8 protein-coding genes and 1 pseudogene are annotated in these 7,647 nt (G+C 63.2%); 3 read left to right on the top strand and 6 right to left on the bottom strand.

From position 1 onward, the window contains the following. Positions 1-203: 203 nt before the first annotated feature. The 5 genes from JYJ84_RS22945 to JYJ84_RS22965 form a co-directional block, all read right to left on the bottom strand. The gene (locus tag JYJ84_RS22945; RefSeq protein ID WP_175221914.1) at positions 204-668 is read right to left on the bottom strand and encodes a DUF6714 family protein; all 465 of its coding nucleotides are present in this window, start codon (positions 666-668) and stop codon (positions 204-206) included. Positions 669-723: 55 nt separating this feature from the next. Then, positions 724-1,188: a GNAT family N-acetyltransferase gene (locus JYJ84_RS22950; RefSeq protein ID WP_174957623.1), complete on the bottom strand. Its 465-nt coding sequence runs from the start codon at positions 1,186-1,188 to the stop codon at positions 724-726. Between the two features lie 109 nt (positions 1,189-1,297). Further along, a complete protein-coding gene (locus tag JYJ84_RS22955; protein WP_122950282.1) occupies positions 1,298-1,669 on the bottom strand; it encodes a nuclear transport factor 2 family protein in 372 nt (123 codons plus the stop codon). A gap of 92 nt (positions 1,670-1,761) precedes the next feature. Next, the gene (locus JYJ84_RS22960) at positions 1,762-2,361 is read right to left on the bottom strand and encodes a hypothetical protein (protein WP_122950283.1); all 600 of its coding nucleotides are present in this window, start codon (positions 2,359-2,361) and stop codon (positions 1,762-1,764) included. An 88-nt stretch (positions 2,362-2,449) separates the two neighbouring features. Then, on the bottom strand, positions 2,450-2,653 hold the full coding sequence (locus JYJ84_RS22965; protein WP_175221998.1) for a hypothetical protein: 204 nt from the start codon (positions 2,651-2,653) through the stop codon (positions 2,450-2,452). Positions 2,654-2,745: 92 nt separating this feature from the next. Between JYJ84_RS22965 and JYJ84_RS22970 the strand changes: the two genes are divergently transcribed. The 3 genes from JYJ84_RS22970 to JYJ84_RS22980 all read left to right on the top strand — a co-directional run bounded on the left by JYJ84_RS22970 (position 2,746) and on the right by JYJ84_RS22980 (position 7,436). Next, the gene (locus JYJ84_RS22970) at positions 2,746-4,251 is read left to right on the top strand and encodes an aldehyde dehydrogenase (protein ID WP_122950284.1); all 1,506 of its coding nucleotides are present in this window, start codon (positions 2,746-2,748) and stop codon (positions 4,249-4,251) included. A gap of 81 nt (positions 4,252-4,332) precedes the next feature. Next, positions 4,333-5,724, top strand: a complete 1,392-nt coding sequence (locus tag JYJ84_RS22975) for an aspartate aminotransferase family protein (protein ID WP_122950285.1) — start codon at positions 4,333-4,335, stop codon at positions 5,722-5,724. Between the two features lie 302 nt (positions 5,725-6,026). Then, a complete protein-coding gene (locus tag JYJ84_RS22980) occupies positions 6,027-7,436 on the top strand; it encodes a cytosine permease (protein ID WP_175221997.1) in 1,410 nt (469 codons plus the stop codon). 12 nt (positions 7,437-7,448) lie between these two features. Here JYJ84_RS22980 and JYJ84_RS22985 read toward each other — a convergent pair. Further along, positions 7,449-7,647 (bottom strand): annotated as a pseudogene (locus JYJ84_RS22985) (SMI1/KNR4 family protein); the annotation flags it as partial.

The following is a 7,647-nucleotide window of genomic DNA, read 5'->3' on the forward strand; positions in this document are numbered from 1 at the left end:
TGGACGGAGGATGACGTGCTCACGTCACCGCGCCCAAGCGCACCCAATTGCAGCGTTCGGTTCCCAAAGAGCCGATATCATTCGCGATCCTCGGGTCTATCGATCCTATCTCCGCTCAAAACTGCAATTCCTTCATCCCCGTGGATCGGTTGGCGCAGAGATGAGACTTCGAGTCGATTGAGGATCGAATCGAAAAGCGTTGATCAAAATATTTCGCGCAATAGGCTGGCAGTATCTGCCGCCAAGTCAGGATCTTGATGCCGCCACTCGATTCGACTCATCTCGCCGAGAAAATCAATGACGCTGTCTCGTTGATCTTTTGAGTATGTCTTCAATATTTCGTCGAGCCAGTCGTTCGCTCCACCCGTTGCCATTCGGTGCAGCTTATACACGAGAGAATCGGGGATGTTGTCAGCCTCGTCATATTCGTGGGTCGCTATCTTCATGAACAACGGAAGAAAGAACGCAAATGCCTCCGGCTCCATGAAAGCGAGGCACGCGGATTCATCGCACTCGTAGTCTTCCCGCAATTCCTTGAGCGTTCTGTCGAAGCGCCTCTTTCCTCGAAAGAAGTCATCGACGGCACACGACTCGATCCCCGATCTGTTGGTGATCGGCGCCTCCTTTGGGAAGGGGACGTTCGGAAACAATGAAAAGTCCAAACTCATTCTAGGCCGTTTGCCTGCACGGTTGACTTGGTCCTGGAGCCTGCGATGTCAGTTATCAGATCGTGATCCGCAGGATCGGAAAGAACCTGCCCGGGACGACGCTCGATTCCTTTTCGCCGATCTTTTCAGCCCCGAGCGCCAGATAGAACGGAACCGCATTGGGATCGGCTTCGATCACAAAGCTTCGGATCCCTCTTGCGGCGCTTTCCCGGCGGACCTCTTCCCACAGTGCACGGGCGACACCCCGGCCCATGTGGTCGGGATGGACGAACAGCCATCCGGGCGTCGGGCGATCCGCTTCCGATGACGCCCTGACCCAGAACCCGATGATTGCCTCTCCGGATTCCGCGACGTAACCGATCGACCCATCGATCGTCTCCGGCGCAATGGTGAGATCGCTCTGCCACAAGTCGAGCCAGTCCTTCGGATAGCCCCAGTGTGCCTTCGAAATGCGAGCCAGTCGCGTGAGCTCGTCCGCGTCCGCGGTGCGGGCAGCGCGGACGGTGAATGGTTGGTGCATCTCGTCTCCTGTCATGGTCGACACCTTCGGCGGGGTATCGTCCGGCTCGCATCGACGCCCCTCCGGATTCGCGGCCTGCCGATTCGAAGGGAGAGCGAGCTCGACGCGGTTACCGGAGCTGCGATGCATGCCCGGCGACGACGCGCCAGCCGGCACGCGATCGGCGCCACAGCCGAGTATAGGCAAACTCGCCATCGAACGCCGTGCCATCGAAATGGCCGGCGAGTATTGCCTTCGTCGTGGTCAGGATCATCTCGCCGATCGCGCATGCGCGCGTTTCCTGCACATCGAGTCTGTCGAGACGCAGAAGCTTCGCACGATGCGCGGCCAAGTCGTCCGCCTTCGAAATGACCTGGCCGGTCGGGACGGTGAACACCAGATCGTCGTCCAGCAGCGCATCGAGCGCCTCGACATCGTTGGCCAGCATCGCGGCACGAAGCGCGGCTTCGCTGGGTTCGATGGCTGTATGGATTGCGTTCATTTCAGGGCCTCGTATCGTCTCTGAAGGTGTTTGGTTCCACTCATACCGGCGAGCAACAGCAGCAAGCAACATACCGCACCGACGGAGATCGTCTACCGCGCGTTCGACAGCGACTGACGCCGCACAAGCATCACAGCGCAAATGCCGACCGACGCGATGACGTTGACGGCCGGATAGAACGCGACCGCGACACTCCACGTGCTCAGCGCCAGCAACGCCAGCGCGTACTTGACCACGCACAGCGCGAAATACGCGAGGCTCTCGCTCCATGGATCGCGGATCGTCTTGCGGACGGTCGGGCCGAGGCCGGCAAGCTCGATCAGCGTGACCAGGCAGATCGAGATCGTCGGATCGTCGGTCAGCATCCACAGCGGAATGGCTGACAGCGCCGCGCCCAGGAAAAGCCAGTCGACGCGTGTCCAACCGCGTTCGCCGCGAAAGACGCTCGCCACCAGCGTCAGAAAACAGGTGACGGCAATCGCTGCCGTGCACCATGCGGACGGCCCCGCACCCGCGACGAACTGGCCGGCCGCTGCGATCGCCGTGACGACCGACCACACGAGCCATGTGAACAGATGCGGACGAACGACGCGCCGGTAGATCGCGAGTGCATACGGAATCGCCGCCAGCAAAGACACTGCCGTTCCAATCGCGCCAAAGATCGAAGCGGCGCCCTGATCGACATTCACCATCGACGCGTCCTTGTTCGCGCAGGCCGACCAGTATGTGGTCGGACGGGCCGGGGCGCAATGTCGTGCCGGCCAGGTGTCGCAGCGAGTGTCACGTCGCGGCGCGCCGGAAAGCCGATGCGATCCCACACAAACAAACGGCACCGGGATCGTGACGGGACAGGAAAACCCACTGCACGACCGCGGGATGAATAGAAATAACCTCTTCAATGAGAAGAAAAACTGTTCTTTCAAATCTCTTTTTGATGACCGACAGTTGGCCAACCGGACGACTGCGGCGATTCTCGGCGGTCACGGGCCCCGGTCGTGCCCGCTGGCGTCTTTCGTCGGGTCGAATGCAGGCAGAGAACAACGCACAAATGCCTGGTCGCCAAAACGGAGTCTTGAATGAACCCAACTTCAGCAGAAAACCATCAGCACGCAGACTGGAGACGTCTTGCGGCGCAAGTCGTCCCGAGAACGCTCGCGCATATTGGCGGCCGCAGCGTGCCGGCCCGCAGCGGCCAGACGTTTGCCGCGATCAATCCGGCCACCGAGGCCGTCATCGCGGAAGTCGCGTCGTGCGATGCAGCGGATGTCGACGACGCGGTGCGTGCCGCGCGTCACGCGTTCGAATCCGGCGCGTGGTCGCGCTGTGCGCCGGCCGCGCGCAAGCGCGTGCTTTGTCGGCTCGGTGAACTCATCGCATCGCACGGTGCGGAGCTCGCGCTGCTCGACTCGCTCAACATGGGCAAGCGTGTCGCGGATGCATTCAGCATCGACGTGCCGGCCGCGGGCGGTCTCTTCAGCTGGTACGGCGAAGCCGTCGACAAACTGCATGGCGAAGTCGCGTCAACCGACCCCGGCAACCTCGCGGTCGTCACGCGCGAACCGCTGGGCGTCGTCGGCGCCGTGGTGCCGTGGAATTTTCCGCTCGACATGGTCGCGTGGAAGGTGGCGCCAGCGCTGGCGGCCGGCAACAGCGTCGTGTTGAAGCCGGCGGAACAATCGCCGCTGTCCGCCTTGCGTCTCGCGGAGCTGGCGCTCGAGGCCGGCCTGCCGCCGGGCGTGCTGAACGTCGTGCCGGGTTACGGCGAGACCGCGGGGCGCGCGCTCGGGCTGCATCCCGATGTGGACGTGCTCGCATTCACGGGATCGACTGCCGTCGGCAAGAAATTCCTCGAGTACGCCGCGCAGTCGAACATGAAGCAGGTGTGGCTCGAATGCGGCGGCAAGAGCCCGAACCTGGTCTTCGACGATACCGACGATCTCGACCTGGCCGCACGCAAGGCGTGCTTCGGCATTTTCTTCAACCAGGGCGAGGTGTGTTCCGCCAACTCGCGGCTGCTGGTTCAGCGTTCGATTCACGATGCGTTCGTCGACCGGCTGATTGCGCATGCCGCCGCATTCATGCCGGGCGATCCGCTCGATCCGTCGAGCGGGATGGGGGCCATCGTCGACGAGCAGCAGCATCGGCGCGTGCGCGAGTGGATTGCCCGCGGCCGCGATAGCGCGACGCTCGCGATCGGCGGAGGCGCGCCGCGTATCGACGGCAAGGGCTACTTCATCGAGCCGACGATCTTCATCGACGTGAAGCACGACGACGCCATCGCACGCGAGGAGATCTTCGGGCCGGTGCTGTCGGTGATGGCGTTCGACACCGAGGACGAGGCCGTCCGGCTCGCGAACGACTCGATCTATGGGCTTGCCGCGTCGGTCTGGACCGGCAGCCTGTCGCGCGCGCACCGTGTGGCGGGCCGGCTGCGCGCCGGCACGGTGTCCGTCAACACGGTCGATGCGCTGAGCGCGCAGACGCCGTTCGGCGGGTTCCGCCAGTCGGGCTTCGGCCGCGATCTTTCGCTGCATGCGATCGACAAGTACACGGGCCTCAAGACGACCTGGATCAGTTACTGATTCGACGCGGCGGGCCGCAAGCGGCTGCGCCGCGCAATACGACAACGCTTTTTATCCACAAAACGAACCGGAGACTCGCCTATGAATGCGCCCAACTTTCCGCATCGTACGACGCAGGACTATCAACGCAGCGACGCCGCGCATCATCTGCATGCGTTCGTCGACCAGAAGGCGCTCAACGAGGAAGGCGCACGCGTGATGGTGCGCGGCGAAGGTGTCCATCTATGGGACAACGACGGCAACCGCTACCTGGACGGCATGTCCGGGCTGTGGTGCACCAACGTCGGCTATGGCCGGCCGGAGCTGATCGACGCCGCCGCGCGGCAAATGAAGGAACTGTCCTACTACAACATGTTCTTTCATACGACGCACCCGTCGGTGATCGAACTGTCGGAGCGTCTGTTCGCGCTGCTCGGCCATCGTTTCAGTCATGTTGTGTATACCAATTCGGGATCCGAATCGAATGAAGTGCTGATTCGCACTGTGCGACGCTTCTGGGACGTAATGGGCAAGCCGGAGAAGAAGGTGCTGATCGGCCGCGTGAACGGCTATCACGGCTCGACGGTGGGCAGCGCTTCGCTGGGCGGCATGGCGTTCATGCATGAAATGGGCGATCTGCCGATTCCGAACATCACGCACGTGGATGAACCGTACTGGTACGCGAATGGCGGCGATCTGAGCCCCGAGGCATTCGGCAAGCAGGCGGCGTTGTCGCTTGAGCGCAAGATCCTCGAGATCGGCGCGGAGCGCGTCGCGGCGTTCGTCGCGGAACCGTTCCAGGGGGCGGGCGGGATGATTTTTCCGCCGGACGGCTACTGGCAGGAGATCGAGCGCATCTGCCGTCAGTACGACGTGCTGCTCTGCGCGGACGAAGTGATCGGCGGTTTCGGCCGTACCGGCGAGTGGTTCGCGCATCGTCACTTCGGCTTCGAACCGGACCTGATCTGCATGGCCAAGGGGTTGACCTCGGGCTACGTGCCGATGGGCGGCCTGATCATGAGCCGGCGCATCGGCGATGCGCTGGTCGACAAGGGCGGCGTCTACGCACACGGGCTGACCTATTCGGGGCACCCGGTCGCGGCTGCCGTCGCGCTGGCCAACCTCGACGTGCTCGAACGCGAAGGCCTCGTCGAGCGGACGAAGATGGATACCGGGCCGTACCTGCAGAAAGCGCTGCGCGATGCGTTCGACGGTCATCCGCTCGTCGGCGAGATCCAGGGCGTGGGCGCGGTCGGCGCGATCCAGTTCGCGAAGAACAAGGCGACGCGCGAGCGCTTTGCGAACGAGGCCGACCTGACCTGGCACAGCCGGACGGTCGGGTTCGAACTCGGGGCGATCGTGCGTTCGACCAATGGCCGCCTGATCGTTGCGCCGCCGCTGGTGATCGATCACGCGCAAATCGACGAACTGGTCGGCACGATGCGCAAGGCCGTGGATGCCACTGCGCGCGAAGTGCTCGGGATCGACTGCTGACCGGTTGAGCGACGCGCTTCCGTCCGGCGACAGACGGACGGGCGGGAGCGCACCGAACCACGGGTTTCGCTGCCGCGACGGGCCGGCTGCGTTCAGGCGCCGGAGCGGTAATCCGGCAGATTGAAGATTGGGCGTCGTGGGTAGTGGTCCGGTGAAGCGGTGTGCTGTTGCACATCTATTGGTGAGGAATGCAAATAAAGTACCGGTTGATCGCAGGAGGAACCCTTCACGTCGACCGGGCATTCCGGTTCACCCTTCAGCCCCAGAACCCACGAACATCACAATAGAAACAAGGAGACGAAATGAGTCAGGGAGAGTCCATTGCTCATCTCGAGGAAAGCACCATCCAGCCGATTCCGCTGACCGAGCGGCACGGCAGCGCGAAGGACCTGTTCACGATCTGGTTCGGGTCGAACATCATGATGCTGACGATCGTCACCGGATCGCTTTCGACCACCGTGTTCAAGCAGCCGTTCTGGTGGGCGGCGCTTGCCACGCTCGTCGGCAGCCTGATCGGCGCGGTTTTCATGGCGCTGCATTCCGCGCAGGGTCCGCAGCTTGGCGTGCCGCAGATGATTCAGACCCGCGGGCAGTTCGGGTCGTTCGGCGCGCTGCTCGTGGTCGCGCTGGTCGTCGTGATGTATGTCGGCTTCTTCGCGTCGAACTGCGTGTTCGGCGGGCAGGCGCTGCACAGCCTGAGCGCCGATATTCCGCTCGAGGCGGGCGTCGTGGTGATCGGCCTGATCAGCCTGCTCGGATCGATCTATGGCTACAAGCTGATCCACGCGTATGCGCGGCTGTTGAGCTGGTGCTCGGGCAGCGTGCTCGTGCTGGCATTCGTGTGGATCATCTTCGTGCATGGATTGCCCGCCGACACGTTCACGAAGCATTCGCTGAACCTGTCCGGCTTCCTGGGTGCGATGTCGGTCGCCGCGCTGTGGCAGATCGCCTATGCGCCTTACGTGTCGGACTATTCGCGCTACCTGCCGCCCGATACCGGGCCGCGCACGGCGTTCTGGTCGAGTTACTGGGGCTGCGTGCTCGGCTCGTTCTTCCCGATGCTGCTCGGCTGCCTGGTGGGCCTCGCGACGCCCGACGGCAATGTCGTGAGCGGCCTCACCGGCCTCACGCAAGGGATCAGCGTGCTCGTGATCGTCGTGCTGTCGTTCGGCATCGCGGCCAGCAATGCGATGGAGCTGTATTGCGGTGCGCTGTCGGCCATCACCGTACTGCAGACGCTCTTTCCGTTCTGGTCGGGCAAGGCGCGTGCTCGGGCGATCACCGCGATCGTCCTGTGCGGCATCGCGCTCGCGATTGCGCTGTTCGGGCAGAACAACTTCCTCGCCGGCTATACGAACTTCATCCTGCTGCTGCTGTACGTGCTCGTGCCGTGGACCGCGATCAACCTCGTCGACTACTACCTCGTGTGTCATGGCGAGTACGACGTCGATTCGTTCTTCCGGCAGGACGGCGGCATCTACGGACGCTTCAATGCGATTGCCGTTGGCTCGTACTTCATCGGCATCGTCGCACAGGCGCCGTTCATGGCGACCGATCTCTATACGGGCGAACTGGCGAGCCGGCTCGGCGGCGCGGACGTGTCGTGGATCGTCGGTCTCTCGCTGACGTCGCTGGTCTACTACGCGGGTTGCAAGCTGTTTTCGCGGCCGCTGCAAGGTGTTGCCGCGAGCGTCGACGGGGTGTCCCGCTGAGTGCGTGTTACGTTACAGCACGAATGTCCGCAGGCGTTCAGCGTGGGCTTCGAGTCCGTCGAGGCCGAGATAGTGGCTGAGCTTGCCCTTGCGGACCTCGGCGATGTCGGCAGTGAACTTGCGCAGCAGCGTTGCACTCGCCGTACGGTAGGCGGCGGCAGCGTCAACGCCTTGTGCCGCCAGTGCGGCGCCGATCAGGCGCGCGCTGTCG

It is taken from the genome of Burkholderia sp. LMG 13014 (assembly GCF_905232215.1).
GTDB lineage: Bacteria > Pseudomonadota > Gammaproteobacteria > Burkholderiales > Burkholderiaceae > Burkholderia.

What these genes read in the sequence shown, in the direction of transcription:
- JYJ84_RS22945 (WP_175221914.1), bottom strand. Translation starts at nt 668, where the DNA reads ATGAGTTTGGACTTTTCATTGTTTCCGAACGTCCCCTTCCCAAAGGAG.
- JYJ84_RS22950 (WP_174957623.1), bottom strand. Translation starts at nt 1,188, where the DNA reads ATGCACCAACCATTCACCGTCCGCGCTGCCCGCACCGCGGACGCGGAC.
- JYJ84_RS22955 (WP_122950282.1), bottom strand. Translation starts at nt 1,669, where the DNA reads ATGAACGCAATCCATACAGCCATCGAACCCAGCGAAGCCGCGCTTCGT.
- JYJ84_RS22960 (WP_122950283.1), bottom strand. Translation starts at nt 2,361, where the DNA reads ATGGTGAATGTCGATCAGGGCGCCGCTTCGATCTTTGGCGCGATTGGA.
- JYJ84_RS22970 (WP_122950284.1), top strand. Translation starts at nt 2,746, where the DNA reads ATGAACCCAACTTCAGCAGAAAACCATCAGCACGCAGACTGGAGACGT.
- JYJ84_RS22975 (WP_122950285.1), top strand. Translation starts at nt 4,333, where the DNA reads ATGAATGCGCCCAACTTTCCGCATCGTACGACGCAGGACTATCAACGC.
- JYJ84_RS22980 (WP_175221997.1), top strand. Translation starts at nt 6,027, where the DNA reads ATGAGTCAGGGAGAGTCCATTGCTCATCTCGAGGAAAGCACCATCCAG.